This is a genomic window from Novosphingobium sp. PASSN1 (genome assembly GCF_002278815.1).
Genome location: NZ_NKIS01000001.1, coordinates 406,995 through 433,260 on the forward strand (window position 1 = coordinate 406,995; position 26,266 = coordinate 433,260).

The following is a 26,266-nucleotide window of genomic DNA, read 5'->3' on the forward strand; positions in this document are numbered from 1 at the left end:
CCCGCTGCCCTGCCGTGCCAGCCTGCGGCCAAAGCACATCAGGGGAGCCCGCAGCATGACCAGCCCGCAGACCATCGCCGATTTCACCGTGAAGATGCCCGGCGGCAAGGACTTGAGCCTCGCCGACAAGGCCGGCAAGGTGCTCCTCGTCGTCAACACGGCCTCCAAGTGCGGCTTCACCCCGCAGTATGACGGGCTGGAAGCGCTCTGGAAGAAGTACGGCGAGCGCGGCTTCGAAGTGCTGGCCTTCCCGTGCAACCAGTTCGGCGGGCAGGAGCCGGGCACGGCGGACGAGATCGAAAGCTTCTGCAAGGTCAATTTCGGCGTGAGCTTTCCGCTGATGTCGAAGATCGAGGTCAATGGCGACGGCGCCGATCCGCTCTACACCTGGCTCAAGGCCGAAGCACCCGGCGTGCTCGGCACCAAGGGCATCAAGTGGAACTTCACCAAGTTCCTGATCGGCCGCGATGGCAAAGTCGTGCGCCGCTATGCGCCGACGGACAAGCCGGAGAAGCTGGCGGCGGATATCGAGGCTTTGCTTTAAAAGGGCGGGGAGGGCGCACCAATCCCACGTGGATAATGCTCCTCCGAACCCTCGCAGAATCACCGCCCAAGCCCTAGCCTCTCCGAATGTCCCACGCCCCCTTCGTTCCGCTTCGTGTCTTCTCGTCATACACGATGCTCGACGGCGCGATTGATCCCAAGGCGATTGCCAAGACGGCGGCGGAGCGGGGGTTTCCGGCGATTGCCATCACCGATCGCAACGGGCTTTATGGCAGCGTCGCCTTCGCCAAGGCATGCTTCGATGCGGGCGTGCAGCCGGTCATCGGCACCATGCTCGCGGTGGCGCGGCCTGCGCGCGAAGGGGCGGCGAATACCGGGTTCGGGGCCTCTGCGCCCACCATCGATTGGCTCGCGCTCTATGCGCAGGATGCGGCGGGGTATGACAACCTGTGCCACCTCGTCAGTCAGGCGCACCTCGCGCGTCCGCTCGAATTTGCGCCGCATGTGCCGCTGGCGGAGCTCGCGGGCCACACCGATGGCCTGCTCTGCCTGACGGCGGCGGGGGAGGGGGCGCTCACCCGGCTCCTCGCCGATGGCCAGCAGACCGCTGCCGAGGCCTATCTTGCCGAAATCGAAGCGCTGTTTCCGCAGCGCCTCTACATCGAACTCGCCCGGCGCGGGGATGCGGCGGAAATGGCGGCGGAAGAGGCGCTGATCGATCTGGCTTATGCGCGCGATGTGCCGCTCGTCGCCACCAATCCGGCCTGCTTTGCCGAGCGCAGCTTTTATGATGCGCACGATGCCATGCTGTGCATCGCCAGTTCCACGCACGTCGATTCCACGGATCGCCCGCGTTCGTCCAAGGAGTGGTGGATCAAGCCCGCGCCGCTGATGGAGGAGACGTTCGCCGATCTCCCCGAAGCGATTGCCAACACGCTGGTCGTGGCGCAGCGCACCGCGTTCAAGCCGCCCTATCGCAAGCCGATCCTGCCCAGCCTTGCGGGCGACAAGGAAGGCGAGGCGCGGATGATGGCCGAAGATTCGCGCCGCGGCCTCGTCGCGCGGATGCTGCCCTATTATCCCGAGGCCGCGGCCGATGAACTGGCGGCAGCGCTGACGTGCCCGGTCGAGGAGATGGACAGCCTTCCCGCAGATGTGCTGCGCGCCGAAGGGCACTGGGACGAGGTGAAGCAATACCGCGACCGGCTCGAATTCGAGATCGGCATCATCAACCGCATGGGCTTTGGCGGGTACTTCCTGATCGTGGCCGACTTCATCAAGTGGGCCAAGGAACAGGGCATCCCGGTGGGGCCGGGGCGCGGTTCGGGTGCGGGCAGCCTTGTGGCGTGGGCGCTCACCATCACCGATCTCGATCCGATCAAGCTGGGCCTGCTGTTCGAACGCTTCCTCAATCCCGAACGCGTCTCGATGCCGGACTTCGATATCGACTTCTGCGAAACGCGGCGCGGCGAAGTGATCCGCTATGTTCAGCGCAAATATGGCGACGATCACGTCGCGCAGATCATCACCTTCGGCAAGCTGAAGGCCCGCGCGGTGCTGCGCGATACGGGGCGCATCCTGCAGATGAGCTACGGGCAGGTCGACCGCCTGTGCAAGATGGTGCCCAACCATCCGACCGACCCGTGGCCGCTGCCCCGCGCGCTCAACGGCATTGCCGACTTGAAGCGCGAATACGACCGCGATCCCGAAGTGCGCCGCCTGATCGATCTGGCGATGCAGCTGGAAGGCCTGCCGCGCAACAGCTCGACCCACGCGGCGGGCGTTGTGATCGGAGATCGGCCGCTGGCGCAGCTCGTGCCGCTTTACCGCGATCCTCGTTCCGACATGCCGGTCACGCAGTTCGACATGAAGTTCGTCGAGGAAGCGGGACTCGTGAAGTTCGACTTCCTCGGCCTCAAGACGCTGTCCGTCCTGCGCAAGGCGGTCGATCTCATGGCCAAGCGCGGCATCCAGATCGATCTCGACCGCCTCGCGTGGGATGATGCGGCGGTCTACAAACTGCTGCAGTCGGGCGATACCGTCGGCGTGTTCCAGCTGGAATCCGAAGGCATGCGCCGCACGCTGGCCGCGGTGAAGCCCACCAATTTCGGCGACATCATCGCGCTCGTCTCGCTCTATCGGCCTGGCCCGATGGACAATATCCCGCTGTTCGGCCGCCGCAAGAACGGCCTCGAAGAGATCGAATACCCGCACGAGAAGCTCTCGGTCATCCTTGCCGAGACTTATGGGATCTTCGTCTATCAGGAACAGGTGATGCAGGCCGCGCAGATCCTTGCGGGTTATTCGCTGGGGGACGCAGACTTGCTGCGCCGCGCGATGGGCAAGAAAGTTCAGGCCGAAATGGACGCGCAGCGCCAGCGCTTCGTCGATGGCTGCCTGACCGTTTCGGGGATCGACGCCAAGAAGGCCAACGAGCTGTTCGATTTGATCGACAAGTTCGCAGGCTACGGCTTCAACAAGTCCCACGCCGCCGCCTACGCGCTGCTCGCCTATCAGACCGCGTGGCTGAAAACGCATTACCCGCACGAGTTCTACGCCGCCTCGATGTGCTTCGATATGCACCAGTCGGAAAAGCTGGCGGTCTTTGTCGACGACATGCGCCGGTCGGGCCTTGCGCTCCACGGGCCGGATATCAACCGCTCCGAGGCCGAGTTCACGGTCGAGCGCACCGGAGATGGCTATGCCGTGCGCTATGCGCTGGCGGGCCTGCGCAATGTCGGCGAAAAGGCTATGGACGCCATCGTGGCCGAGCGCGAGGCCAATGGGCCTTACACCAGCCTTGATGATCTCTTCCGCCGCCTGCCCGCAGGCGCGATGAACCGGCGCGGGCTGGAAGCGCTGGCGGCTGCGGGCGCGTTCGATGCGCTGGAGCCGAACCGCGCGCAGATTACCGCCAACGCGGAACTGCTCATGGCCGTGGCGGACGAAGCCGTCCGTTCGCGCACATCGGGGCAGGCGGGCCTGTTCGGCGCAGAGGATCACGCCGTTCCCGCCACCCGCCTCGCCGAAACGCCGCCTTGGTCTCGCACGGACCAGATGGCGGCTGAGCGCGATACCTTCGGGTTCTACTTCGCCGCGCACCCCGTCACCGAATACCGCGCCGTGGCTTCCGCCAATGGCGCGCGCAGTTATGGCAGCCTGATGAGCGGGGATGGCGACGCTGCCGGGGGCCGCAGCGGTGCCGTCATGGCAGCGCTGGTCGAGAACGTGAACCGGCGCAAGACCAAGAAGGGCAATGATTTCATTGCGGCCGATTTCTCCGACAGCACCGGCCAGTTCTCCGCCTCGTGCTTCGAGGAAGCGCTGGTCGAGCCGTTCCAGCAATGGGCGCGCGAGGGGACTTGCGTGTTGCTCAACGTAGAGCTTGACCGGCCCAATCCGGATGAGCCACCGCGCATCACCGTGCGCGGGGCGCGTCCCTTGGCTTCGGTCAGCAGCGCGGCGCGGATGCTGCTCAAGCTCGATGTGACGAAGCCCGAAGCCATGTCCGAACTCGCGCTGCTGCTGCCGCGTGCCGAGGGTGCGCGGGGCGAAGTGCTCGCCCGCCTGCGCACCGGCAGCGCGCGCGAACCGGTCATGCGCCTCGGCGCGGACTTCGCGCTCGATTCGGATGTCATCGAGCGATTGATTCCGGTGGAAGGGCTTGCCAATGTGGCCCTCACCGCAAGACCGGACCGGCACTTGCGGCTTGTCGAATAAAACAACACGTTCAAGGGGAGTTTGGGATGCAGCTGGGTGCCATGCAGGATTGGTCACTGCGCGTAACGCGCTTCATCGATCATGCTGCGCGTGAACACGGTGGGCGCGAGATCGTCTCGCGCTGGGCCGATGGCAGCGAAACCCGCACCACCTGGGCCGGTATCCGCCACGATGCGATGCGCATGGCGCAGAAGCTGGCGAAGCTGGGCATCAAGCCGGGGGACCGCGTCGCCACCCTCGCCATGAACCACCACCGCCACCTCGTCACGTGGTACGGTGCGGTCGGTGTCGGCGGGGTGCTCCACACGATCAACCCGCGCCTGTTCGATGACCAGCTCGATTACATCGCCAACCACGCCGAAGACCGCGTGCTGTTGTTCGATGCCGCCTTCGCTCCGATCGTGGAGCGCATGAAGCCGCGCTGGAAAACCATCGAGCACTACATCTGCTTTGACAGCAGCAGCCCCGCCGAGCATTTCGAGGACTGGATCGCCACCGAAGACGGTCAGGGCGAATGGGCCGACGGCGATGAGCGCGATCCCTGCATGCTCTGCTACACCAGCGGCACCACCGGCAATCCCAAGGGCGTGCTCTACGAACACCGCTCGACCGTGCTCCATGCGATGACCGCGCTGACGCCGCAAGTCTTCGGCATGGATTGCCGCAGCGTGGCGCTGCCTATCGTGCCGATGTTCCATGCGGCCAGCTGGGGCCTGCCGTGGGCAGGTGCGGCAGCAGGCGCGAAGTTTGTCTACAGCGCGGTCAATGAGGCTTCGGTGCTGTGCGAACTGATGGAGCGCGAAAAGGTCACCACGTCGGCAGGCGTGCCCACCGTCTGGTTGAGCCTGCTCCAGTACATCGACGCCCATGGGAAGGATATTCCCGCGCACCTCAACACTGTTGTCTGCGGCGGCTCGGCCATGCCGCGCGCGATGATCGAGCGTTTCATGAAAGCGGGCCGACGCGTCGCCCATGCCTGGGGCATGACCGAAACTTCGCCCATCGGCACGACCGGCACTGAGACCTGGAACTGGGACGAGCTTTCGTTCGACGAGCAGGTTTCGATCAAGGCGATGCAGGGCCGCGTGCCCTTTGGGGTTGAGCTGCGCTGCGTCGATCTGGGGGATTGTTCCAAGGTGCTCCCGCGTGACGGCAAGACCTCGGGCGCGCTGCAAGTGCGCGGGGGATGGGTCGTTGGCCGCTATTTCAAGGCCGACAAGCCCGCAACCGACGCCGAAAATTGGTTCGATACCGGCGACGTCGCGGTGATCCACCCCGATGGCACGCTGCAGCTGACCGACCGTACCAAGGACGTGATCAAGTCGGGCGGCGAATGGATCAGCTCGGTCGAGCTGGAAAACGCGGCTATCGGTTTCCCCGGCGTGGCCGAAGCGGCGGCCATCGGCGTCTATCATCCGCGCTGGGACGAGCGCCCGCTGCTGGTGGTGGTGAAGAAGCCCGGTGCCGATTTCACTGGTGACGCGCTGCGGGATTACCTTGCCGGTCATGTCGCCAAGTGGTGGCTGCCCGATGCCGTCGCTTTCGTCGACGAGATCCCGCACACCGGCACCGGCAAGATCAGCAAGAAGGACCTGCGCGACGAGTTCCGCGACTGGAAATGGGAATCCTGAGCATGGACGAAGCCTATATCGATCCGAGCCGCGAGAACTTTGCAAAGTTCAAGGCGCTCCCGCGCGACACGCCGATCCACATGCTCAATCTGGTGCGCTTCAAGCCGCAGGCGACCTATCCCGAAGGCCACGAACTGGCAGGCAAGGGCCTGACCGGCGCGCAGGCCTACGCCGAGTACATGCGCACCATCCAGCCGGTTCTGGCGCGCTCGGGCGGGCAGATCGTGTGGGCCGGCGCCTTCGAAGCGATGGTCACCGGCCCGGCGGAATGGGAGTGGGACGAGACCTTCGTGATGGCCTATCCCGATGCGGCGGCGTTCTTCAGCATGCTCAAGGATCCGGACTATGCGCCGGTCGTCATCCACCGGCAGGCGGCTGTCGCCACCTCGCGGCTCGTGCGGTTTGGACCGAAGCGGTCCATTTCCTGACCTGTCCAGTTAGCATGTTCTAAACCATGTACTCGGTAAATCCGCTGAGTTGAACAGCAGCGGACCCCGATCATGCAAGCTTCCGATACGCAGAACGTCTGGCAGGCCATCGACTTGTGGGGCCGCGCGGTGCGTTCGGCCAACACCATGCTCGATTTGTGGTGGCTCTGGCTCGTGGTGGGTGCGCTGCTGTGGCTGGCCCTGCGCATCCGTTCGCAGCACGCGTTGATCGCGCAGCTTGATGAGCGCGCAGATGCCGCTTTCGGCGATGTCGACGCGCTGCTGCTCGAACGCAAGACGCTTGTCGGCAATCTCGTCGAAGTGGTGCGCGCCTTTGCCGCCAAGGAGCACGATGTGATCCGCGATGTCCTCGCTTCGCGGGTCGAGGCGATTGCCGCGCTGGGTGATGGGGCCATGATCGGCCAGCAGAACGCCGCGTTCCTCCAGAACCTTGTGTCACTCGGCGAACACTTCCCCGAACTCGAATCCGGCAGCCATTTCGCCACGCTGCGCAGCGATCTCGTGCGCATCGAGGACCGTATTACCGCCGCGCGCAAGTTCTACAACCTCGCGGTCGAGGAGCTGAATTCGGTCGCCCGTGCGTTTCCAGGCAATGTGATCGCATCTTTGAGCCGTCTGCCGCTGCGCGAGAAGTTCTCGCTCGGAGAACGGCGCGGCGCTTACGAAGAGACCACGCAGATCGCGTTCTAAGCTGGCGGAGCAGGCCCGATGGCGCAAGGCAGCAAGCCGCTCGGTTATGTCACGCATGCGGCGCAGAACCGGCGCCGCCTTGCGCGCACCATTGCGGGTTATATCGCCGCCTTCCAGCTGATCGGGGCCTTCGCACTCACCGCTCCGCTGCTCATCTTCGATCCGCTGCATACCATCCTGTCGGACCCCGCTGGCTACGCACTGCGCTATGCAGTGCCGCTCGGTGTGATCAGCGCGCTGATCTTCTGGAGCATCTATCGCGGCCACGCCGATGCCGTGCGCGCCGCGCTCGATATCCGCGACGTAACCCGCGCGGACGAACCCCGCTTTGTCGCCATTGCCGAGGAACAATGCACCGCGCTGGGTGTGCGTGCGCCGCGTTTCGGGGTGATCGAGGTGGACGCGCTCAACGCGCTCACGGTGGGCGATGGCCCGGCGCGCGGGCTGATCGCGGTCACGCGCGGCCTGCTCGAACGGCTTGACGATGATGAACTCGCCGCGGTCCTCGCGCACGAAGCGTCGCATATCCGCAATGGCGATACGCAGGTGCTTTCGGCCAACCATGCGCTGATGCGCACGGCGGTGACGCTGCAGGTCAACAATCCGCTGCGGATCGAAGACTGGCGGCAGATGATCATTCCGCTGTTCCTGCCGCCCTTCCTGCCGATCCTGATTGCGGGCAGCGCCGCGACCATGCTGGCCATGCGCCTCGCCAAGGCCGCGCGGCGCGATATCAAGCTGAGCCGCGATCACATCGCCGATGGCGAGGCGGTGCGGATGACGCACTTCCCCGAAGCACTCGTCAGCGCGCTCGGGAAGATTCGCGGGCAGGGCCGGTTCGATGGCAGCCGCCGCGTGGAAGCGCTGCTGTTCGAAGGGCCATCGGACCACGAAGGCGGCACGCACCCGCCGGTTGCTGAGCGCATTGCCGCGATCACTGCGCTGGGCCGTGATCTGATGGTGCCGGGCCGCCAGCGCAAGGACACGCGCGGACCCGCCACCATCCGGCCGCGCTTCGGCGTGCGGCCCAAGACGGCAAGCGCGCAGGAATACCCTTGCGACGAGGAAGGCCGCCCGCTCGAGCAGCCGCCGACGCCCACGCTGGCGCTGCAGCTGCTGCGCTTCACCGATCCGCCTGCTTACCGCCGCTGGAACGAGGCGTGCTTTGCCTGGTATGAATGGCGCGTTTCCGATCAGCGCAATGCGCTCGGCCTCACGCCGAAGATGCTCATCCCGGTGGTTTCGGTCACGGCATTCCTGCTCGTGTTCCACTGGCCAGCCAACAACGATCCGGCGCGGATGCTGGATACCTTCAGTCCGGCCAAGCTGGCGCAGACCTTCGACATGGTCAGGCTGGACAAGCCGTTCTGCGAAGGCCCTTCCTATCCTGACGGAACCTGCACTGGCGGCCAGACTTCTGGTACTTTCAGCGCCAAGCCCGCGCGCCGCAATACCTGGTCGCCCGATCTGCCCGCCGGTACGGCCGAACAGGATCAGGCGAGCGAGCGGGATGGCCCGCCCAGCGCGATGCCGGGCATGGTGATGGTGCTGTTTCTCTTTGGCCTTGTTGGCATGTCGGTCTTTGCGCCCGAACAGCTCAAGCGGCTGATGGGCGTGGTCGAGGCCAAACCGGGGCAGGCTGGCAGGCCCCAGCGCGAAAAGCCCTCCGCGCCATCGCCCGCGTCCTACCATGAACTCCCGCCTGCCGCGCCGCCACCTCCTTCGCTTGCGCCGCGCCCTGCAGGCGGCGGGTTTGGCCGCAAGCGCGTCTAGAAAAGCGCCAGTTGCCCGTCCCGCTCCGGCGCGCGGAACTGGCTGCAATCGAGCACGGGCCTTGCCTGCGCAATTCCTGCGCGCTTCAGCCCCAGCCGGAAGCGCTTGCGCACCAGATCGGTCCACACGCCGGTCGGCTTCATCCGGCTGAAGAAGCGGGCGTCGTTATCCTTCCCGCCGCGCACCGATTGCACGATGGCCATGACCTTCGCGGCGCGATCCGGGAAATGCACATCCAGCCATTCGCGGAACAAGGGCGCCACTTCGTGCGGCAGGCGCAACATGATCCAGCTGGCCGAAGCTACACCGCGCGCGCCCGCTTCAATCAGCGTCGCTTCGATGAAACTGTCTGTAATTGCGGGAATGATCGGCGAAACCGAGACATTGGTGTGCACGCCCGCTTTCGCCAAAGCTTGCAGCGCGGCCAGGCGCTTGGCGGGAGCGGAGGCGCGTGGTTCCAGAATGCCGGAAAGCCGGGGATCAAGGCTCGTCACCGAAATCGAAACAGCGGTCAGGTTCCGCTGTGCCAGCGCGCGCAGCAGATCGAGATCGTCGAGAACCCGCGCCGACTTGGTGGTGATCGTGACAGGATGCCCCACCTCAAGGCACAGTTCCAGAACGCGGCGGGTGATGCGGTAATGCGCTTCGATGGGCTGATACGGATCGGTGTTGGTGCCCAGTGCCAGCGGGGCAGGGCGATACCCCCGCGCCGTGAAGGCTTGGCGCAGCAAGGCCGGTGCCGAGGGCTTGGCAAACAGCTTCGTCTCGAAATCGAGCCCGGGTGAAAGATCGTGCCAGGCGTGCGTGGGCCGCGCATAGCAATAGATGCAGCCGTGTTCGCAGCCGCGATAAGGATTGAGCGAGCGGTCAAACGGAATATCGGGTGAAGTGTTCCGAGCCATCGCCGTTTTCGGAAATTCCTCGGCCACGGTGGTCCGCAATTTCGGCCCCGGCCCATCGATGGTTTCCGCCATGTCCCGCCAGTCGCCATCCGCTTCCCGCGTCGGCAGGGCAAAGCGTGTCGGCACCCGCGCGGATTGCGCACCGCGTCCATGAAAGGTGGGTTCGGGCTTTGCCATTGTTGGAACATATAAGGAACATTTGCGGAGTTCCAGCGGAATCCGATGGGGTGCCTCACCCGTTGTCGCTCCATTTCGGGGCGGACTGCGATTGCAGCCCCGCCGCTGGCACGCTTCACTTCGCCGGCATGCAGGCGGAGCGTTCGATGGAAGACGGGTATCTACACTATCAGGAATTGAAGGGCTGGCACGAAGCGCCGTTCATGCAGCCCACGCGCACCGATGTGCAGTTCTTCGAACACTATCTTGCCGATGCTGTGAGCAAAGGCTCGCTGGTCGCCGAAGTCGGTTTTGGCAACGGCAATTTTCTGGGCTGGGCGGCGGCGCGCGGGGCACGTGTCTATGGCTCGGAAGTGCAGGCCGCCGCGCGCGACAAGGCCGTCACGGCGGGGGTCGGCCTGCTCCCGCTTGAATTCGGGGCGTGGCAGGCCGTGCTGCCCGGCCGCCTGCGCGTGATGGCCGCGATTGATGTGATGGAGCACCTCACCCGCGAACAGAACGCCGCGCTGCTGGCCGCCGCCTCGCGCCTGCTGGAGCCGGGCGGGCTGCTGTTTGTACGGTTCCCCAACGGCCAGAGCCCGCTCTCGCTGCCAATCCAGCATGGCGATCACACCCATATCTCGGTGCTTTCGGCACCGATTGTCGAACAGATGGCGCGCGGGCTTCCGCTCGATATCGTGTTCGCGGGCCGCGCGTTCCGCCCTTACGTTGGCGGCATGGCAGGCCGGGTTGCGCGCAAAGCGCAAGACTTTGTCCGCGGCCTTGCCGACAACGCCATCCGCCTGGTCTACGGCCCGCTGCCGATGCATGCCAACACGGTGATGGTGCTGCGCCGCACCTGACGCATCAGCGCAGCATCGCCTTGTCGAGCGCGCCGAGTTCGAAGCGCTGCGCCCCGTTTTCGAGCACCATCGGCGCGCCTTGCGGCAAGGCGTCAAAGGCTTCGGGGCTGAGGATGAACCGCGCGGCCTTCAGGCCCTGCGTCGGCACCGAAACGGCCTGGCCCAGCTTGAAGCTCTGCTCCCCGATCCGCAGCGTGAGCAGCGCACCGCCGATCACGAGTGTTTCCGGCACGGCGATGGCCACCGTCACCACCGGGCGCGGCGCGGGCCAGACGGTTGCCGGTCCGCGACGCGCGCTCATGATCGCCTGCGTCGCCGTCACCACTGGGCGGCGTTCGCGCAGGATCTGGGTTACCCGCCCGCCGGAGATGAGGCGCGCCGCAGGGCGGGCTGCCGGGCTGGGCGCTGACGGGATCGCCCCTGCCATCGTTGCTGCGATCGTTGGTGCAGTTGCATCTGCCGCCACAAACGGCCCGGGGATCGGACCTGGGCCTTGGTCCGGTGCCGTTTCAAGCACCCGGGCAAAGCGCACGTTGCCCAGATAGATTGCGCCGACCGGGGCACGGTCGAACGTCAGGCGCACACCGCGCACCGCCGTGCCTTTGGCGAGGCCGAAATCCGTCAGCGGAATGCGCACCGATTCAAGCACCGGGTGCCCGCTGCCGAAGGTTTCGACCGGGGGTTCATTACCCGGCAGGATCTGACCGCCCGGGCGAGGCTCCGGGCGGTCGATGATGATCGGGCCATAGCTCACGCCCACAGGCGCAAGCGGCCGGGCATAGCGCGCCAGCGGCACCGCCTGCGACACGAATCCATCGGGAGAAACCAGCGCTATGCTGAAATTGGTCGTGCCCGAAGGATTGAGCTTGGGGTTCACTTCGCAGCCGTACAGCGTGCCGGTGTCATAGCCGTTGCAGGCCAGACCCACGCGGAACTCCAGCGTTTCGAAGCCCGCGAGCGAAACGCCCTTGCCCGGCACTGCGGCGTTGGCCTGATAAAACGGACTGGCGCCCTTGCTCCTGATAACGGTGGTATCCCAGCCCAGCACACCAAACTGCGCGGTCGGCTCATGCTCGGGCAGCGGGCTTTGCGCGAAGTATTTCAGGCCGCCAACCGCATTGCCGATGCCGGTTTCGCCCGCCCCGCTGGTGCGGATAAAGTTGTCGAGCACGATGCTGCCCTTGCGCGCCACGTTGTCGGCATAAGTGCGGCGGTAGCGCGTGATCCGGTTCAGTTTTCCGGGGAGGCGGAATGCGGGATCGAACGTTGCACCAAACACGGCCACCGGATCAGCCCCGAGGTGGGCACGAAAGAATGCCGTCACCGGATAGAGCGCCGTCGTGCGCTGGGCTTCCGACCCGGCTGCTGCGGGATCGAACACCACCGGTTGCTTGGTATCGGTGCTGGAGCACCCTTGCGAGTCCGATTGCTGCCACTCGGTGTTGTAGAAATTGTGGTTGGCCCCCTCCACGGTGAACATGGATTTCGGGGTGGGGACGGTTTCGGCGCGGGCGGTGATCATCCGATCGAACACGCGCTGACCTTGAAGATCGGAGACATCGCCGTCGCAGGTCGGCAGCAGCACGTTCCACGCAACGCCCTCCGCATTCAGGACGCGGCCAGCTTGCCCATCGACCGGGGCAAGCTCGAACAGGGCCCGGAACGTCGGTTTGCTGCGGAACTGGCTGGGCCAGATGCTACCCACATCACGGTACTGGGTAAGCGCCGCGCGTATGCCTTCGCCGCCGCGCGAATGGCCGAATAGCCCGATCTGGTTGAAATCGAGCTTCCCGCGCAAGCTGAACCCCAGCACCTTGGCCGAGGCGTTCGAGGTGTTCCACCGATCCAGCAGGACGAGATGGCGCAGGATCAGCCGCCCGCGCCTGAGGTTGAGCCCAAAGTCCTCGTCATCCCCCCACGCGGCATTGATTCCGCGGTTGGCATTGATCGAAACGACGACATAGCCCCACGAGGCCAGCTGTTTGGCCAGATAGGCGTAGCCTTCATGGCTTGGCGCAACGACATAACCTTCGGGACAGCGGCCGGTATCGGTATACGTGGAATCGTCGTCGATCCGGCCGGGAACTGCCGGGTCGATGCGCCCGCAAGTGCCGTGGTTGCCATGCAGCATCACGATCACGGGCCGCGCGCCCTTGGCATTGGCGGGGCGATAGACCCGCGCCCACAACTCGGTCACCGTGAAGGGAGCGACCAGCACATCGCGCTTTGCCGCAAGTTTGTATTCGGCGCTATCGACCGTGTAGGGGCCGCGCCCGGTTGGGTCAGGCGCTAGCTGGTCAGGAGCAGTCTGGGCGGAAACCGATGCAGGGAGGCCTGCGCCGACGAAACCGAGGCAGGCAAAGGCGAAAATTGCGCGCGCGAGGCGCGGGCTTGGCAGCGGCATCCGGAATGTCCCCCATATCGTGCTGCGCCGAGCAAGGCCCGCCGCACGCGCCAAATGTCGCAGGACGACCTGAACGCTGGCTGTATGGCAGGGCGCGGCACCGGGGTTACTGGTCCGGTCCGGTGCAATCGTCAACGGTGCCTTGCTGCCCAGGCTGGCTTACTGTTCCAGCAGGCGGGGCATCAGTTCGACGAAGTTGCAGGGCCGATTGCGGCTGTCGAGCTGTTCGGCAAGGATACCGTCCCAGCCATCCTTCACTGCGCCGTTCGAACCAGGGAGGGCGAAGATGTAGGTTCCCCGCGCCACCACCGCGCAGGCGCGCGACTGGATCGTGCTGGTGCCGATGGTCTTGAAGCTGATCCAGCGGAAAAGTTCGCCAAACCCGGGAATATCGCGCGTCTTCACGCGGTCGAGCGCCTCGGGCGTCACGTCGCGCCCGGTCAGGCCCGTGCCGCCGGTGATGACGACGGCATCGATGCCCCGATCATCGATCCAGTTGTTCAGCCGGCTCGCGATGCGCGAGGCGTCATCCTTTTCGATGGCGCGCGCGCCAAGATGGTGCCCCGCCGCCTTGATCCGCTCGGCCAGGATATCGCCCGATGTGTCATCCTCCGGGCCGCGCGTGTCCGAAACGGTGAGCAGCGCGATGTTGATCGGCTTGAACGTGCGCGTGGTATCAATTGCCACTGTAGGCCATCCTCACGCTTTCGGCGCCGGTCAGGCCCGGGAACTTCGGCCACATGCCTTGCGCAAGGCCGATGCGGCTTTCCGATGGGCCGCCTGCCTGCCGTTCGTACATCCAGTAATTGCGCATCACGATGGAAACGTAGCCGCGCGTTTCCCAATAGGGGATCGATTCCATCCACATCAGCGGATCGCCGTTGTCGCGGATTTCGGTGTTCCAGCGCCCGATGGGCATCGGCCCGGCATTGTAGGCGGCGATGACCTTGGGCAGCAGGCCGCCGGTTGCCCCCGAATCCTTGAGCTGGACGAGATAGCCTTGCCCGAAGGCCATGTTCACATCGGGCAGATCGAGCTGCTTTTCGCGGCCCACCATCGCCGGTTCGTTGCGCGTCAGGCCGCGCGCCGTGCCCGGCAGGACCTGCATCAGCCCGCGCGCGCCCGCAGGGCTGACGACCGCAGTGCGGAAGTTCGATTCCTGCAAGGAATGCGCAAACAGCAGCGCCGGATCGACCTTCCAGCCGGTTGCGGGAACCCAGCGCGGCGCGGGGAAGCGGGCGGCGGCATCGGGCTTTGCGCCTGAGGGCGCGTTATAAGCCATCCACAACTGCGTGGCGGGCAGGCCCAGATCCCGCGCCAGACGCGAAAGCGGCGCGTAGAGCGAGGGATCACCGATGCGGGCCTGATGGCGCAAGAGTTCGTCGGCAAGGCCGTCCTCGCCAATTTCGGCCAGTTCCACCGCGAGGCGGACATTGCTGACCTGCCGCAAGTGCTGCCAATCGTCGGCGCTGAAATCGGGGGCGGCGGCAAGGCTGGTTTCCTTGATGCCCAGCGCCTCGCTCGCGATCATGCCGTAGAGCGTATCGCGCAGGCGCGCGGCCCCGCGCAGGGCGTTGGCCACTTTGTCCGGAGCGCGGCAGCGCATCCAAGCGCGGCCCGCCCAATAGTGTGCCGCTGCGCCAAGTTCGTCGTTCTGGGCAGCGCTTGCCGCTTGCTCGAAGCTGTTTGCGGCATTCTGGCAATCGCCCAGCCGCCACGCGGAAAGCCCTGCGGTCCACAGCGCTTCGGCCACCCACGGGCCGCTCGCGCCCTGCAGCGCGCCCAGCGAGACAGTGCGCGCGTTGGCGTCGTCGTTCTCGATATAGAAGGCCCAGCCCACGCGCTGGTGCCATTCAGCCCGCGCCTCAAGGCTCAGCCCGGATTCGATGCCATCGAGCAGCACGCGCGCGCCCATCGGATCGTCGTTCTTGATCCGGTCCTGTATCGCCAGCGCCACGCTTTCGGGCATCGTGCCATCGGAAACCGGGCGCGGCTTGATGCGCTTGGGCAAGCCCGGCAGCGTCATCATCGGCTGCGCGCTGGGCAGGGCGGGCAGTTCGGTTGCGCCGCGCTTCAGCGCAAGGCGTCCCAGCTGCTCGGCCCAGGGCAGTTCCGGCGCAGCGGCCAGCACTTGGGTGATCGGCGCGAGTTCGGCGCGCGGCGAATTTGCCGCCAGGATATATTGCGCACGCGCCACGGCGTGCAGAGGCCCATCGCTGCGCTGTGCCAGCAGCGATTGCACCGCCTGCCAGTCCTCGCGCTCGATCGCGCCGAACATCTGCTTGTAATAAGTGCGGTCTTCCTGGCTCAGCAGCGCAGGCACAGCGGTGCGGTCGGCGCGCGAGCGGAAGTATTCGGCGGCGGCGCTGTTGGCGGCCGCGGGCGTGGCCATTCCGGCTGCGACGATGGCCGTCATGGCGAGCAAGCCTGCGCGCACGGATTTCACGAACGATTGACCCTGCACGAATAGTTCACTTCGGATCTCTTTCCGTTCAATCCCGCCAGCGCTCATCGTCATGCTGGATCGGCTTCTGTTGCCGCCCCGTCCAACCAGCGCTGCCAGACCCCTGCCTTCCAGCCCGGTTTTGCCAGCAAGGTTTCCAGATCGTACTCGAAACCCGCAGGAACTGTACCGTTCTCATGGTTAAAGCCGCGTAAATCGTGAGCGCTATGCGCCGAGCCGTGCCCCAATAGCGCCGAGATGTCGGTCCGCCCGAATACCAGCACCTGCTGCGGCGCGGCCAGCGCAACATGGCGCTGGAGCACTGCGCCAAGCCCTGCGGTGCCAAGTCCTGCCCAATCGGGCAGGGCGATTCGCGCTGGCAGCGCCGAAGCACGATAGACGTGCGCCGGATCGAGCCCCATCGCGCCGAGCATGGCATCGAGCAGTCGCCCGGTCCGGCCGGACAGCAGCGCTTCGCCATCATCTTCCGCCGGCATCGGCACGATCACCATCAGTGCTGCGCCGTGTGGCCCGGCAGGCGCAAAGCGGTTCGCACCGCGCGGTGCAAGCGTAGGTTCGGTCAGCCACCAGGGTGCGAAATCTTCCAGATTTTCCGGCCAGTTGGACCGGTCTGCTGCAATTGGTTCGAGGGCTTTTTCCTGCGCCGAAACGCGCGGCGTCTTTTGCGGCAAGGGGGGAAGGGCAGCAGCGGGCGCGCCCTTGGTGGCAGCAGCCTGAGCCTGCAGCGCCAGCCAGTCCTGCGGCGCATCGACAAACGCCAGATCGACCCCCGCCTCGCGCCACCACGCGAGGGCTGCGATCAGGCTTTCGCCCAAGGACCTGTCGTTTCTGTCAAGCGTTCTCATACTTGTGCGGTCTTGACCTTGCTGGCCGCAGCTTTCAAGGCAAGCACATGATGTTTTGGGGCATGGCGTGCCCAATTCGTGTTTGAACGCATGGGGTCGGAGCGAGAGAGAATGAGCGAACGGGAATCGATGCCGTATGACGTCGTGATTGTCGGCGGCGGGCCTGCTGGCCTTGCAGCGGCGATCCGCCTCAAGCAGGTCAATTCCGAACTGTCGGTTTGTATCCTCGAAAAAGGCTCGGAAATCGGCGCGCACATCCTCTCGGGCGCGGTTGTCGATCCCAAAGCGCTCGATGAACTTCTGCCCGAATGGCGCGAGCAGGGTTGCCCGATGGCGGAAACCCCGGTGACGGACAACTGGCACTGGGTACTCACGCGCACCGGCAAGACCGCGCTGCCGCATCTGATGATGCCGCCGTTCCTTTCCAACCACGGCAACTACACCGGCAGTCTCGGCAATCTCTGCCGTTGGCTGGCCGAGCAGGCGGGCGAGCTGGGCGTGGAAATCTTCCCCGGCTTCCCTGCCGCCGAAATTCTCTATGACGACAAGGGCGCAGTGCGCGGCGTTGCCACGGGCGACATGGGCATTGCCAAGGATGGCAGCCGCAAGCCGGACTATCAGCCGGGCATGGAGCTCCTCGCAAAATACACCCTGTTTGCAGAGGGTGCACGCGGACACCTCACAAAGCAGCTGAAGTCGAAGTACGACCTCGAGCGCGATTGCCAGCCGCAGGTCTACGGCATCGGCATCAAGGAGCTGTGGGATATCGATCCCGACAAGCACGTGCCGGGCCGCGTGCTCCACACGCAAGGCTGGCCGCTTTCGGAAAGCAATTCGTGGGGCGGCGGTTTCCTCTACCATCAGGCGAACAACCAGGTCGCGCTGGGCTTCGTCACCGCGCTCGATTACGCGAACCCCTACGTCTACCCCTATGAGGAATTCCAGCGCTGGAAGCAGCATCCGGCGATCCGCGAAATCCTCGAAGGCGGCCGCCGCGTGTCCTACGGCGCGCGCGCGATCAACGAAGGTGGTTGGCAGTCGGTGCCCAAGCTCGCTTTCCCCGGCGGCGCGCTGATCGGGTGCTCGGCGGGCTTCGTCAACGTGCCGCGCATCAAGGGCAGCCACACTGCGATGAAGAGCGGGATGCTCGCCGCCGAGGCGATTGCCGCTGCGATGGCAGCCGGGCGCGAGCAGGATGAACTGGGCGAATACGACAGCGCCGTTCGCGAAAGCTGGATCGCCAAGGAACTGAAGCTCGTCCAGAACGCACAGCCGCTGGTTGCCAAGTTCGGCGGCTCGCTCGGCACCGCGCTGGCAGGCGCGGACATGTGGGCGCGCGTGCTCAAGGTGAACCCGCTGGGCGCGATGAAGCATCACAAGGATAGCGACGCCACGATGCGCGCGGACCTGTTCAAGCCGATCGAATATCCCAAGCCCGATGGCGTTATCAGCTTCGATCGCCTGACCTCGGTCTCGTTCTCCTACACCAACCACGAGGAAGACCAGCCGTGCCACCTCGTGCTCAAGGACCCGAGCGTTCCGACCGCGATCAACCTGCCGCTTTATGCCGGGCCCGAAGCGCGGTTCTGCCCCGCAGGCGTCTATGAATTCCTCACCGGCGAGGACGGCAACCCGCGCCTGCAGATCAACGCCCAGAACTGCGTCCACTGCAAGACCTGCGACATCAAGGATACGACGCAGAACATCGAGTGGGTCACGCCCGAAGGCGGCGGCGGCCCGAACTATCCGAACATGTGATGGATGCCCCTCCCCGGAACGGGGAGGGGGCTCGTCATGCGCGAAACCGCCTACGCCAAGATCAACCTCGCGCTCCACGTCCGGCGGCGGCGCGAGGATGGCTATCATGAGCTTGAGACGCTGTTCGCCTTTGTCGATGCGGGTGATGAACTGGCGGCGGAGCCTGCCGCCTGCGACACACTGCATGTCACCGGTGAATTTGCGATCGGCCTTTCCGATCCGTTCGGAAATATCGTCGCCAAAGCCCTGAATTCATTGCCCCATGGCAAGGGCTGGTCAGTCACCCTCGAAAAGTGCCTCCCCGTCGCCGCTGGCCTCGGCGGCGGCTCGGCGGATGCGGGCGCGGTGTTTCGCATGGTGGAGCGCGCGCATGGCTTGCCGGATGACTGGCAGCAGCGCGCGGCCAAGCTTGGGGCCGATGTTCCTGCCTGCGTTCTCAGCCAGACCTGCATCGGGCGCGGGACGGGGACCGAACTCGAACCCGTCGCTGGCGATCTTGCCGGAACGCCGGTCCTCCTCGTCAACCCGCGCATCCCGCTCGCCACCGGCCCCGTGTTCAAGGGGTGGGACCAGATCGACCGTGGACCCATGCCGTCAGGCGATCTGCGGACCATCGCGCGCGAAGGCCGCAACGATCTCGAACCCAGCGCCATCGCGCTCGTGCCGCAGATCGCTGACGTCATCGCCGCGCTCAAGGCCAGCGGCGCGTGGCTTGCCCGCATGTCTGGCTCCGGCGCGACCTGCTTTGCGCTCTATGATAGCGTCGAGGCCCGCGACGTTGCCGCTGACGCCTTGCCGCCCGCATGGTGGCGCCTTGCCGGAAAACTGAGATGAGCGAAGCGTACCAGGTCATCGGCACGCCGCGCTTCGGCGGCATTCTCGTCGTGTCCGATCACGCGTCCAACCGTGTGCCCGATGACATCGACCTTGGCATCGACCCGGCGCTGCTGGAACAACACATCGCGGTCGATATCGGCGTTGCAGGTGTTGCGGGCCACATGGCGCAGCGCCCCGGCGTTGCGGCGTTCCTCGGGGGCGTCAGCCGGCTCGTCTGCGATTTCAACCGCGACGAACACGGGCCCACCGTCTGCCCCATTGCCAGCGACGGCCACGCCATCCCGGGCAACGCGCTGGACCATGCCGGTCACGAAGCCCGCCTTGCGCGCTTCTACCGGCCCTATCACGAGGCGCTCGCCCAGTTGCTCGACGAAGCCCCGCCTGCGCTGATCCTCTCGCTGCACAGCTTCACCCCGCAGCTTGCCAGCGATCCTTCGCAGCAGCGCCCGTGGCAGGTCGGCGTGCTCTACAACGAGGACGACCGCGCCGCGCGGCTCGCCATTCCGCTGCTCGAAGCCGAAGGCCTTATCGTCGGCGATCAGGAGCCCTATTCGGGCCGCCTGCTAAACGCGACGATGAACCGCCATGCCGAAGCTGAAGGCCGCCCTTATCTCGGCATCGAAGTGCGGCAGGACCAGATTGCCGATCCCGCCAGCCACGCATCATGGGCCGAACGCCTTGCCCGGATTGCCAATCAGGTTGCCATCGCGCTTGGCAGCTAGCCGGATGGTTGCGGAGATTACTTTCGACCCGAAAGCCCGCTTGCGCTAGGTGCGCAGCATCATCGCCGCATGGGCGAGTCCAGACTTTGCAAGAGAGAATGCCAATGCCGGTCTATCGTTCCAGAACCACCACCCACGGCCGCAACATGGCGGGCGCGCGCGGTCTGTGGCGCGCCACGGGCATGAAGGACAGCGATTTCGGCAAGCCGATCATCGCGGTCGTTAACAGCTTCACCCAGTTCGTGCCGGGCCACGTTCACTTGAAGGATCTCGGCCAGCTCGTCGCGCGCGAGATCGAGGCGGCGGGCGGTGTTGCCAAGGAATTCAATACCATCGCGGTCGATGATGGCATCGCGATGGGCCACGACGGGATGCTCTATTCGCTCCCCAGCCGCGATCTGATCGCCGACAGCGTCGAATACATGGTCAACGCGCACTGCGCCGATGCCATGGTCTGCATCTCGAACTGCGACAAGATCACGCCCGGCATGCTGATGGCCGCGATGCGCATCAACATCCCCGCCGTGTTCGTCTCGGGCGGACCGATGGAAGCGGGCAAGGTCGTGCTCAACGGCAAGGAAGTTGCGCTCGACCTCGTCGACGCGATGGTGGCGGCAGCAGACGACAAGTACACCGACGAGGAAGTCACGGCGATCGAGCGGTCTGCCTGCCCGACCTGCGGTTCGTGCTCGGGCATGTTCACCGCCAACTCGATGAACTGCCTTACCGAAGCGCTGGGCCTCTCGCTTCCCGGCAATGGCTCGGTGCTGGCCACCCACGCCGACCGCGAGCGCCTGTTCCGCGAAGCCGGCCGTCTCGCCGTCACGCTGTGCCGCCGCTATTACGAGCAGGACGATTCCAGCGTGCTGCCGCGCGAAGTCGCCAGCTTCAAGGCCTTCGAAAACGCAATGAGCCTCGATATCGCGATGGGCGGCTCGACCAACACCGTGCTCCATCTGCTGGCCGCCGCGCACGAGGCCGGGCTTGATTTCACCATGGCCGATATCGACCGCCTCTCGCGCCGGGTGCCGTGCCTGTCCAAGGTCGCGCCTGCCAAGTCCGACGTCCATATGGAAGACGTCCACCGCGCGGGCGGGATCATGGCCATTCTGGGCGAACTGGAGCGGGCTGGGCTGCTCCATACCGATCTGCCGACCGTCCACAGCCCGACGATGGCCGATGCGATCAACAAGTGGGATATTTCCCGCAGCAATGACCCGCAAGTCCATGAATTCTTTAAGGCAGCACCGGGCGGCGTGCCCACGCAAGTCGCCTTCAGCCAGTCGCGCCGCTGGAAGGAGCTGGATCTCGACCGCGAGAGCGGCGTGATCCGTTCGGCCGAACACGCGTTCAGCAAGGACGGCGGCCTCGCCGTGCTATTCGGCAATCTCGCCAAGGACGGCTGCATCGTGAAGACGGCGGGCGTCGACGACAAGATCCTCAAGTTCAGCGGCCCGGCCAAAGTCTATGAAAGCCAGGACGCCGCCGTCACCGCGATCCTCACCGGGCAGGTCGAGGCGGGCGACGTTGTCGTGATCCGCTACGAAGGTCCGCGCGGCGGTCCGGGCATGCAGGAAATGCTCTATCCGACGAGCTACCTCAAATCGAAGGGCCTTGGCGCTGCCTGCGCGCTTGTTACCGACGGGCGCTTCTCGGGCGGCACTTCGGGCCTGTCCATCGGCCATTGCTCGCCCGAGGCGGCGGAAGGCGGCACGATCGGCCTCGTCGAAAACGGCGACCGGATCGAGATCGACATTCCCGCCCGCTCGATCAACCTGATCGTCGATGACGCTGTGCTGGCCGAGCGCCGCAAGGCCGCCGAAGCGCGCGGGTGGCAGCCGGTCAAGGCGCGTCCGCGCAAGGTCAGCCTCGCGCTGCAGGCCTACGCCGCCATGACCACCAGCGCCGCGCGCGGTGCCGTGCGCGATCTTGCGGGCCTCGTGCGCCGCAGCGGCTCGCAGGATGCAGGCTGACTTAGCTCAAGTCCTCGATGTTGCCGCGATGCGCGCTGCCGAAGCGGTGCTCATTGCTGGCGGCACACCCGCGCAGGCCCTGATGGAAGTCGCTGGCCGCGCGCTCGGTGAATGGGCGCGGCGGCTTGGGGCAGGGCGCTCCGTCACCGTGCTGTGCGGCCCCGGCAACAACGGCGGCGATGGCTATGTCGCGGCGCGGCACCTGATGGAGCACGGCGTCCCCGTTACCGTCATAGCCGCGCGTGAACCGACCACGCATGAGGCCATGACGGCACGCTCGCTCTACAAGGGTGAGGTCCAGTCCCCCGGCGCATTGCCGCACGGCGGTGTGATGCTCGATTGCCTGTTCGGCAGCGGCCTTTCACGGCCCTTGCCGGACGACCTGTTTGCTTTGCTCATTGGTCTCGCGCAGCAGCATACCCTGCACATCGCCGCTGATCTCCCCAGCGGGATCGAGGCAGGCAGCGGCGCGGTGCTGAACCCCGGCCTGCCGGCGTTTGACGTCACCGTGGCGCTGGGGGCGTGGAAACACGCGCACTTTGCCATGCCTGCCGCGCCGCTGATGGGCGCGCTGCGGCTTGTCGATATCGGCGTGAATGCTGTGCCGGGCGCGGCGCGGGTTCTCACCAAGCCCTGCATTTTGCCGCCTGCGCCCGATGCCCACAAATACCGCCGTGGGCTGCTGGCGGTCATCGCAGGTGCGATGCCCGGTGCTGCGCTGCTCTCGGCCGAAGCGGCGCAGCGGTCCGGCGCAGGCTATGTCAAGCTGCTGGCCGCCGCACGGCCCGAGGGCGTGCCGCCTTCGCTGGTTTGCGATGACGCCGACCTTGCCGCGCTTTCTGATCCGCGCATCGCCGCCATCCTTGTCGGCCCCGGCCTTGGACGTAGCGGCGAAGCTGCCGCCCGCTTTGATGCCGCTCTCGCCGCCAACCGCCCTGTGGTGATCGATGCCGATGCGCTCACGCTGCTGCGGCCAGACAGCCCCGGCAAGGCCCCCCGAGTCCTCACCCCGCATGAAGGCGAAATGGCCGCTCTCGAAGCCGCTTTCGCGCTGTCCGCCACCGGCACCCGCCGCGCCCGCGCGCTTGCCTTGGCACGGGCTGCGCAAGCCGTGGTGCTCCTTAAAGGGCCCGACAGCCTGATTGCCGCACCTGGCGGAGACGTCATTGTCAGCCCGCGCGCTTCGCCATGGCTTTCGGTGGCCGGCAGCGGCGATGTGCTTGCCGGGATCATCGCGAGCCGCCTTGCCGTCCATGGCAATGCATTTCAGGCTGCGCAGGAAGGCCTTTGGCTCCACGGCGAAGCGGCGCGCCAATGCGGCCCGGCCTTCACAGCCGGAGACCTTGCCGCCAGCACCGGCCATGCCCTAAGGGCGGCTCAACCATGACAAATCCCGGCCTCATCATTCGCATCGCCGCCAAGGGCGAAGGGCAGACCGCCGACGGCCGCTATGCAGCGCTCGCGGCACCGGGCGATGTGCTGGAGGAAGACGGGACGCTGACACCGGGGCCGGACCGCGCTGCGCCGTCATGCCGCCATTTCCCGGCATGCGGCGGCTGCCAGCTGCAACACCTCTCGGAAAGCGCGCTCGCGGCCTATGTCGCGGGGCGGGTGGAGGGCGCGGCACGGGGGCAGGGACTCGATCCCGGCGAAGTATCGCCGCCGCACCTTTCGCCAGCGCACACGCGCCGCCGCGCCACGCTCCATGCGCAGGCCATAGGCAAGCGCATTGTCCTCGGTTTTCGCGAACAGGGCTCGCACAAGATCGTCGATCTGAAGGACTGCCCGGTCCTCGCGCCCGAACTGGCGGTGCTGGTTGCCCCCTTGCGCCGCCTGCTCGAAACGCGGGCCGCGCGCAGCCTCGCGGCCGATATCTCGCTGACGCTGGCTGATCAGGGGCCAACGGTCGATCTCGCCGGGATCAAGATGGAAGGGCTCGCGCAGACCGAAGCCATCCTCGATTTCGCGCGGGACAACGGTATTGCCCGCCTCACGCTCAATCAGGGCGACGGGCCGGAGACCGTGTGGGAGCCCGAGCCCGTCACCGTGACACTCGGCGGCGTTGCGGTCGGCTTGCCGCCGGGCGCGTTCCTGCAAGCGACGCGCGACGGCGAAGCGGCGCTGATGGACGCTGCACGCGCATGGCTGAAAGGCGCGCCGACGGTGGCCGATCTGTTCTCCGGCCTCGGCACGTTCGCGTTCGGGCTTGCCGGTCCGAAAACCAAAGTCCTCGCGGTCGAGGCGGCGCGCGATGCGCATATGGCCTGCCAGGCTGCCGCGCGGTTGCATGGCAAGCCGGTGCATTGCCTGCACCGGGACTTGTTCCGCAATCCGCTGCAGGAAGCGGAGCTTGACCGCTTTGCCGCCGTCCTGCTCGATCCGCCGCGCGCCGGCGCGCGCGAGCAGGTGCTGCTGCTGGCGAAATCAGCCGTGCCGAAGGTGGTCTATATCAGCTGCAATCCCGCCAGCTGGGCCAAAGATGCCGCCACGCTGGTTGAAGGCGGCTACCGGCTCGCCGGGCTCGTGCCGGTGGGCCAGTTCCGCTGGTCCACCCACGTCGAGCTGGCGAGCCTGTTTATCAGAGACTGAACACCGCCATCGCGGCGTGGAGCACCAGCGCCATCAGTGCCACGCTGGAGAGCGCAAATAGCGCAAAGCGCGGCGCAACCTTGTTCACGGTCGACTGGAAGATCGAGTGCACAACGCGCAAGGCCACGTAGGCCCATGCGATCATCAGGTTCACCCCATCGCCCTGGCCGATCAGCGCCAGCACCAGCGCCACGGCATAAAACACCGTAGGAGCTTCGTGCAGGTGGTTGTAGTTATGCGCTTTCCACTGGATGCTCGGCGCGAGCAGGCCCTCTAGCTTGGCGCCCGTCCAGCCCACATCGGCATTCGGATCATCGGATTTCGGCAGCGCCGTGATCGCCGGGATGCGCGTGGCATACATCCACACCCACATCACCATCGTCCACGCCGCCAGCGCCACCACCGGCTTCAGAATTTCCATGCCAATCATTGCGGTCCCCTCCATTTTTCATTCTTCACGGAAAAAGCGTCTGCTCCGCCGCGCGGATCGCGAGCGCGACCAGCAGCGTGGTCGAAACCATGAACAGCGTGAAGCGCACCGGGACCGTGTTGACCAGCGCCTGCCACAATGAATGGACGATCCGCAGGCTCACATAGCCCCACGCCAGCAGCACGTCGGTCTGCGTCGCGCCGGTCAGCGCGAGGATCGTGCTTACCGCATAGAACAGCGTCGGCTGCTCCAGCAGATGCGTGTAGTTATGGGATTTCCAGTTGATGTTCGCCGGGATCACCCCTTCGAGATCCTGGCCGCGCCCGCCCGGCTTCGCATTGGCGAGGCCGCCCATGGCCTTGAGCGCAGGCAAGCGGCTTGCCGCCAGCCAGATCAGCATGACGAACGTCCACAGCACAAGCACCGCCGCCGGTGCGAGCATTTCCCGTTGCATCCGAAATCACCCCCGCTTTTTCTTATCGCGAAGGAGTGAACAGCCGCCAATGGATTGTCAATTGCAACTGATCAGCTCTCCGCAATGACTTTGGCAAAGGCCGTGGGATCGACATTCCCGCCTGAGAGGATGACCGCCGTCCGTCCATCCACCGAGACCTTGCCCGCGAGCACTGCCGCCAGTGCCGCAGCACCGCCCGGTTCGACCACCAACCGCAGCTTGCTGAAAGCATAGCGCTGCGCCGCCCGCACTTCTGCCTCGCTCACTGCGAAGCCCTGCATGCCGTGTGACGTCATGACGGCGAAGTTGATCGGATAGGTTGCCATGGTCTGCAAGGCATCGCAGGCCGTCGGCGGTGGATTTGACCCCACGCCGACAATTGCGCCGCCCGCCAGACTGCGCGTGACGTCATCCCAGCCTTCGGGCTCAACGGGCACGACTTCGGCCTCAGGACACGCCAGCGCCAGCCCCGAAACCAGCCCGCCGCCGCCACATGGTGCCACGATCCGGGTTGGCGAACCGCCTGCGAAGCACGCCATCTGGCTGCTGAGCTCGATCCCGGTGCTGCCCTGACCCTCGATTACCCAGGGATCGCCATAGGCATGGACCAGCACGCTGCCCCGCTCGGCGCAAAGCTGCGCCGCGATGGCATCGCGCGATTGGGTCAGTCGCTCATAGAGCACGATTTCCGCCCCCAACCGCCGCGTCTCATTGAGCTTCACCGCAGGCGCGTCCGATGGCATCACGATGGTTGCCGCGATCCCCAGCCGCCGCGCGGCCCAAGCCACGCCTTGCGCATGGTTGCCGCTCGACACGGCGACGACACCGCGTGCGCGTTCGGCTTCGGTCAGGTCGGTCATGCGGTGCCACGCCCCGCGCAGCTTGAACGCGCCCACTGGCTGGAGGCATTCCGCCTTGCACCACACGGTTCCTCCTTCAGGCAATTCCAGCGCCAGCAGCGGCGTATGCGGCACCAGCGCGCTGACTTTGGCGGCGGCGCGCAGCACGCCCTCTTGAGTTGGGGCGCGCGTCGGTTCGCGGACCAAGGGGGCAGGGGTCATTTCGGGACTTGGGTTTGTCATGCCCATACCCTAAAGGCACC

The 26,266-nt window shown here is 65.8% G+C and carries 21 protein-coding genes; 13 read left to right on the top strand and 8 right to left on the bottom strand.

All coding sequences use genetic code 11. The features are described from left to right. Positions 1 to 55: 55 nt before the first annotated feature. The 6 genes from CFE35_RS01825 to CFE35_RS01850 all read left to right on the top strand — a co-directional run bounded on the left by CFE35_RS01825 (position 56) and on the right by CFE35_RS01850 (position 8,767). On the top strand, positions 56 to 544 hold the full coding sequence (locus tag CFE35_RS01825) for a glutathione peroxidase (RefSeq protein ID WP_292927330.1): 489 nt from the start codon (positions 56 to 58) through the stop codon (positions 542 to 544). A gap of 86 nt (positions 545 to 630) precedes the next feature. Then, a complete protein-coding gene (gene dnaE / locus CFE35_RS01830; protein ID WP_292927332.1) occupies positions 631 to 4,224 on the top strand; it encodes a DNA polymerase III subunit alpha in 3,594 nt (1,197 codons plus the stop codon). A gap of 26 nt (positions 4,225 to 4,250) precedes the next feature. Beyond that, positions 4,251 to 5,855 carry a long-chain fatty acid--CoA ligase gene (locus tag CFE35_RS01835; RefSeq protein WP_292927334.1) on the top strand — a complete coding sequence of 535 codons (1,605 nt, stop codon included), beginning with the start codon at positions 4,251 to 4,253 and terminating at the stop codon, positions 5,853 to 5,855. Between the two features lie 2 nt (positions 5,856 to 5,857). Continuing rightward, on the top strand, positions 5,858 to 6,283 hold the full coding sequence (locus CFE35_RS01840; protein ID WP_292927336.1) for a DUF1330 domain-containing protein: 426 nt from the start codon (positions 5,858 to 5,860) through the stop codon (positions 6,281 to 6,283). A 72-nt stretch (positions 6,284 to 6,355) separates the two neighbouring features. Further along, positions 6,356 to 6,994 (top strand): LemA family protein, encoded by a 639-nt coding sequence (locus tag CFE35_RS01845; RefSeq protein ID WP_292927338.1) that lies wholly within the window; start codon positions 6,356 to 6,358, stop codon positions 6,992 to 6,994. 18 nt (positions 6,995 to 7,012) lie between these two features. Beyond that, positions 7,013 to 8,767, top strand: a complete 1,755-nt coding sequence (locus CFE35_RS01850; RefSeq protein WP_292927340.1) for a M48 family metalloprotease — start codon at positions 7,013 to 7,015, stop codon at positions 8,765 to 8,767. Here the strand turns inward: CFE35_RS01850 and CFE35_RS01855 are convergent. Further along, positions 8,764 to 9,846, bottom strand: coding sequence for a PA0069 family radical SAM protein (locus CFE35_RS01855; RefSeq protein ID WP_292927342.1), 1,083 nt, complete (start codon positions 9,844 to 9,846; stop codon positions 8,764 to 8,766). The genes CFE35_RS01850 and CFE35_RS01855 overlap by 4 nt on opposite strands. 128 nt (positions 9,847 to 9,974) lie before the next feature. Between CFE35_RS01855 and CFE35_RS01860 the strand changes: the two genes are divergently transcribed. Then, positions 9,975 to 10,688 carry a methyltransferase domain-containing protein gene (locus CFE35_RS01860; protein ID WP_292927344.1) on the top strand — a complete coding sequence of 238 codons (714 nt, stop codon included), beginning with the start codon at positions 9,975 to 9,977 and terminating at the stop codon, positions 10,686 to 10,688. Positions 10,689 to 10,692: 4 nt separating this feature from the next. On the opposite strand, the gene CFE35_RS01865 is transcribed toward CFE35_RS01860, so the two are convergent. From CFE35_RS01865 to CFE35_RS01880, 4 genes are all read right to left on the bottom strand, one after another. Further along, complete coding sequence (locus CFE35_RS01865; protein ID WP_292927346.1) at positions 10,693 to 13,092, bottom strand: hypothetical protein; 2,400 nt, start codon at positions 13,090 to 13,092, stop codon at positions 10,693 to 10,695. A gap of 159 nt (positions 13,093 to 13,251) precedes the next feature. Beyond that, on the bottom strand, positions 13,252 to 13,779 hold the full coding sequence (gene moaB / locus CFE35_RS01870) for a molybdenum cofactor biosynthesis protein B (protein ID WP_292927348.1): 528 nt from the start codon (positions 13,777 to 13,779) through the stop codon (positions 13,252 to 13,254). Beyond that, positions 13,769 to 15,508: a transglycosylase SLT domain-containing protein gene (locus CFE35_RS01875; protein ID WP_292927350.1), complete on the bottom strand. Its 1,740-nt coding sequence runs from the start codon at positions 15,506 to 15,508 to the stop codon at positions 13,769 to 13,771. The genes moaB and CFE35_RS01875 overlap by 11 nt, the downstream gene beginning before the upstream one ends. 98 nt (positions 15,509 to 15,606) lie before the next feature. Further along, complete coding sequence (locus CFE35_RS01880; RefSeq protein ID WP_292927352.1) at positions 15,607 to 16,401, bottom strand: hypothetical protein; 795 nt, start codon at positions 16,399 to 16,401, stop codon at positions 15,607 to 15,609. Positions 16,402 to 16,512: 111 nt separating this feature from the next. Here CFE35_RS01880 and CFE35_RS01885 point away from each other — a divergent pair, with 111 nt between their 5' ends. From CFE35_RS01885 to CFE35_RS01910, 6 genes are all read left to right on the top strand, one after another. Beyond that, positions 16,513 to 18,159: an electron transfer flavoprotein-ubiquinone oxidoreductase gene (locus tag CFE35_RS01885; RefSeq protein ID WP_292927354.1), complete on the top strand. Its 1,647-nt coding sequence runs from the start codon at positions 16,513 to 16,515 to the stop codon at positions 18,157 to 18,159. A gap of 36 nt (positions 18,160 to 18,195) precedes the next feature. Then, positions 18,196 to 18,993: a 4-(cytidine 5'-diphospho)-2-C-methyl-D-erythritol kinase gene (locus CFE35_RS01890; RefSeq protein ID WP_292927356.1), complete on the top strand. Its 798-nt coding sequence runs from the start codon at positions 18,196 to 18,198 to the stop codon at positions 18,991 to 18,993. Beyond that, positions 18,990 to 19,718 carry an N-formylglutamate amidohydrolase gene (locus CFE35_RS01895; protein WP_292927358.1) on the top strand — a complete coding sequence of 243 codons (729 nt, stop codon included), beginning with the start codon at positions 18,990 to 18,992 and terminating at the stop codon, positions 19,716 to 19,718. Before CFE35_RS01890 ends, CFE35_RS01895 begins: the two co-directional genes overlap by 4 nt. A gap of 104 nt (positions 19,719 to 19,822) precedes the next feature. Beyond that, on the top strand, positions 19,823 to 21,691 hold the full coding sequence (gene ilvD / locus CFE35_RS01900) for a dihydroxy-acid dehydratase (RefSeq protein ID WP_292927360.1): 1,869 nt from the start codon (positions 19,823 to 19,825) through the stop codon (positions 21,689 to 21,691). Further along, a complete protein-coding gene (locus CFE35_RS01905) occupies positions 21,681 to 23,078 on the top strand; it encodes an NAD(P)H-hydrate dehydratase (RefSeq protein WP_292927362.1) in 1,398 nt (465 codons plus the stop codon). Before ilvD ends, CFE35_RS01905 begins: the two co-directional genes overlap by 11 nt. Next, complete coding sequence (locus tag CFE35_RS01910; protein WP_292927363.1) at positions 23,075 to 24,280, top strand: class I SAM-dependent RNA methyltransferase; 1,206 nt, start codon at positions 23,075 to 23,077, stop codon at positions 24,278 to 24,280. Before CFE35_RS01905 ends, CFE35_RS01910 begins: the two co-directional genes overlap by 4 nt. Here the strand turns inward: CFE35_RS01910 and CFE35_RS01915 are convergent. The 3 genes from CFE35_RS01915 to CFE35_RS01925 form a co-directional block, all read right to left on the bottom strand. Next, a complete protein-coding gene (locus CFE35_RS01915; RefSeq protein WP_292927365.1) occupies positions 24,270 to 24,710 on the bottom strand; it encodes an MAPEG family protein in 441 nt (146 codons plus the stop codon). The two genes, CFE35_RS01910 and CFE35_RS01915, sit on opposite strands and share 11 nt — an antisense overlap. 25 nt (positions 24,711 to 24,735) lie before the next feature. Further along, on the bottom strand, positions 24,736 to 25,164 hold the full coding sequence (locus CFE35_RS01920) for an MAPEG family protein (protein ID WP_292927367.1): 429 nt from the start codon (positions 25,162 to 25,164) through the stop codon (positions 24,736 to 24,738). Between the two features lie 71 nt (positions 25,165 to 25,235). After that, positions 25,236 to 26,246 (bottom strand): threonine/serine dehydratase, encoded by a 1,011-nt coding sequence (locus CFE35_RS01925; protein ID WP_292927369.1) that lies wholly within the window; start codon positions 26,244 to 26,246, stop codon positions 25,236 to 25,238. Positions 26,247 to 26,266: the final 20 nt, after the last annotated feature.

Excerpts from the sequence above, each read along its gene's own strand:
- CFE35_RS01825 (WP_292927330.1), top strand. The coding sequence starts at position 56 with ATGACCAGCCCGCAGACCATCGCCGATTTCACCGTGAAGATGCCCGGC.
- dnaE (WP_292927332.1), top strand. The coding sequence starts at position 631 with ATGTCCCACGCCCCCTTCGTTCCGCTTCGTGTCTTCTCGTCATACACG.
- CFE35_RS01835 (WP_292927334.1), top strand. The coding sequence starts at position 4,251 with ATGCAGCTGGGTGCCATGCAGGATTGGTCACTGCGCGTAACGCGCTTC.
- CFE35_RS01840 (WP_292927336.1), top strand. The coding sequence starts at position 5,858 with ATGGACGAAGCCTATATCGATCCGAGCCGCGAGAACTTTGCAAAGTTC.
- CFE35_RS01845 (WP_292927338.1), top strand. The coding sequence starts at position 6,356 with ATGCAAGCTTCCGATACGCAGAACGTCTGGCAGGCCATCGACTTGTGG.
- CFE35_RS01850 (WP_292927340.1), top strand. The coding sequence starts at position 7,013 with ATGGCGCAAGGCAGCAAGCCGCTCGGTTATGTCACGCATGCGGCGCAG.
- CFE35_RS01855 (WP_292927342.1), bottom strand. The coding sequence starts at position 9,846 with ATGGCAAAGCCCGAACCCACCTTTCATGGACGCGGTGCGCAATCCGCG.
- CFE35_RS01860 (WP_292927344.1), top strand. The coding sequence starts at position 9,975 with ATGCAGGCGGAGCGTTCGATGGAAGACGGGTATCTACACTATCAGGAA.
- CFE35_RS01865 (WP_292927346.1), bottom strand. The coding sequence starts at position 13,092 with ATGCCGCTGCCAAGCCCGCGCCTCGCGCGCGCAATTTTCGCCTTTGCC.
- CFE35_RS01875 (WP_292927350.1), bottom strand. The coding sequence starts at position 15,508 with ATGACGGCCATCGTCGCAGCCGGAATGGCCACGCCCGCGGCCGCCAAC.
- CFE35_RS01880 (WP_292927352.1), bottom strand. The coding sequence starts at position 16,401 with ATGAGAACGCTTGACAGAAACGACAGGTCCTTGGGCGAAAGCCTGATC.
- CFE35_RS01885 (WP_292927354.1), top strand. The coding sequence starts at position 16,513 with ATGAGCGAACGGGAATCGATGCCGTATGACGTCGTGATTGTCGGCGGC.
- CFE35_RS01890 (WP_292927356.1), top strand. The coding sequence starts at position 18,196 with ATGCGCGAAACCGCCTACGCCAAGATCAACCTCGCGCTCCACGTCCGG.
- CFE35_RS01895 (WP_292927358.1), top strand. The coding sequence starts at position 18,990 with ATGAGCGAAGCGTACCAGGTCATCGGCACGCCGCGCTTCGGCGGCATT.
- ilvD (WP_292927360.1), top strand. The coding sequence starts at position 19,823 with ATGCCGGTCTATCGTTCCAGAACCACCACCCACGGCCGCAACATGGCG.
- CFE35_RS01905 (WP_292927362.1), top strand. The coding sequence starts at position 21,681 with ATGCAGGCTGACTTAGCTCAAGTCCTCGATGTTGCCGCGATGCGCGCT.
- CFE35_RS01910 (WP_292927363.1), top strand. The coding sequence starts at position 23,075 with ATGACAAATCCCGGCCTCATCATTCGCATCGCCGCCAAGGGCGAAGGG.
- CFE35_RS01915 (WP_292927365.1), bottom strand. The coding sequence starts at position 24,710 with ATGATTGGCATGGAAATTCTGAAGCCGGTGGTGGCGCTGGCGGCGTGG.
- CFE35_RS01920 (WP_292927367.1), bottom strand. The coding sequence starts at position 25,164 with ATGCAACGGGAAATGCTCGCACCGGCGGCGGTGCTTGTGCTGTGGACG.
- CFE35_RS01925 (WP_292927369.1), bottom strand. The coding sequence starts at position 26,246 with ATGACAAACCCAAGTCCCGAAATGACCCCTGCCCCCTTGGTCCGCGAA.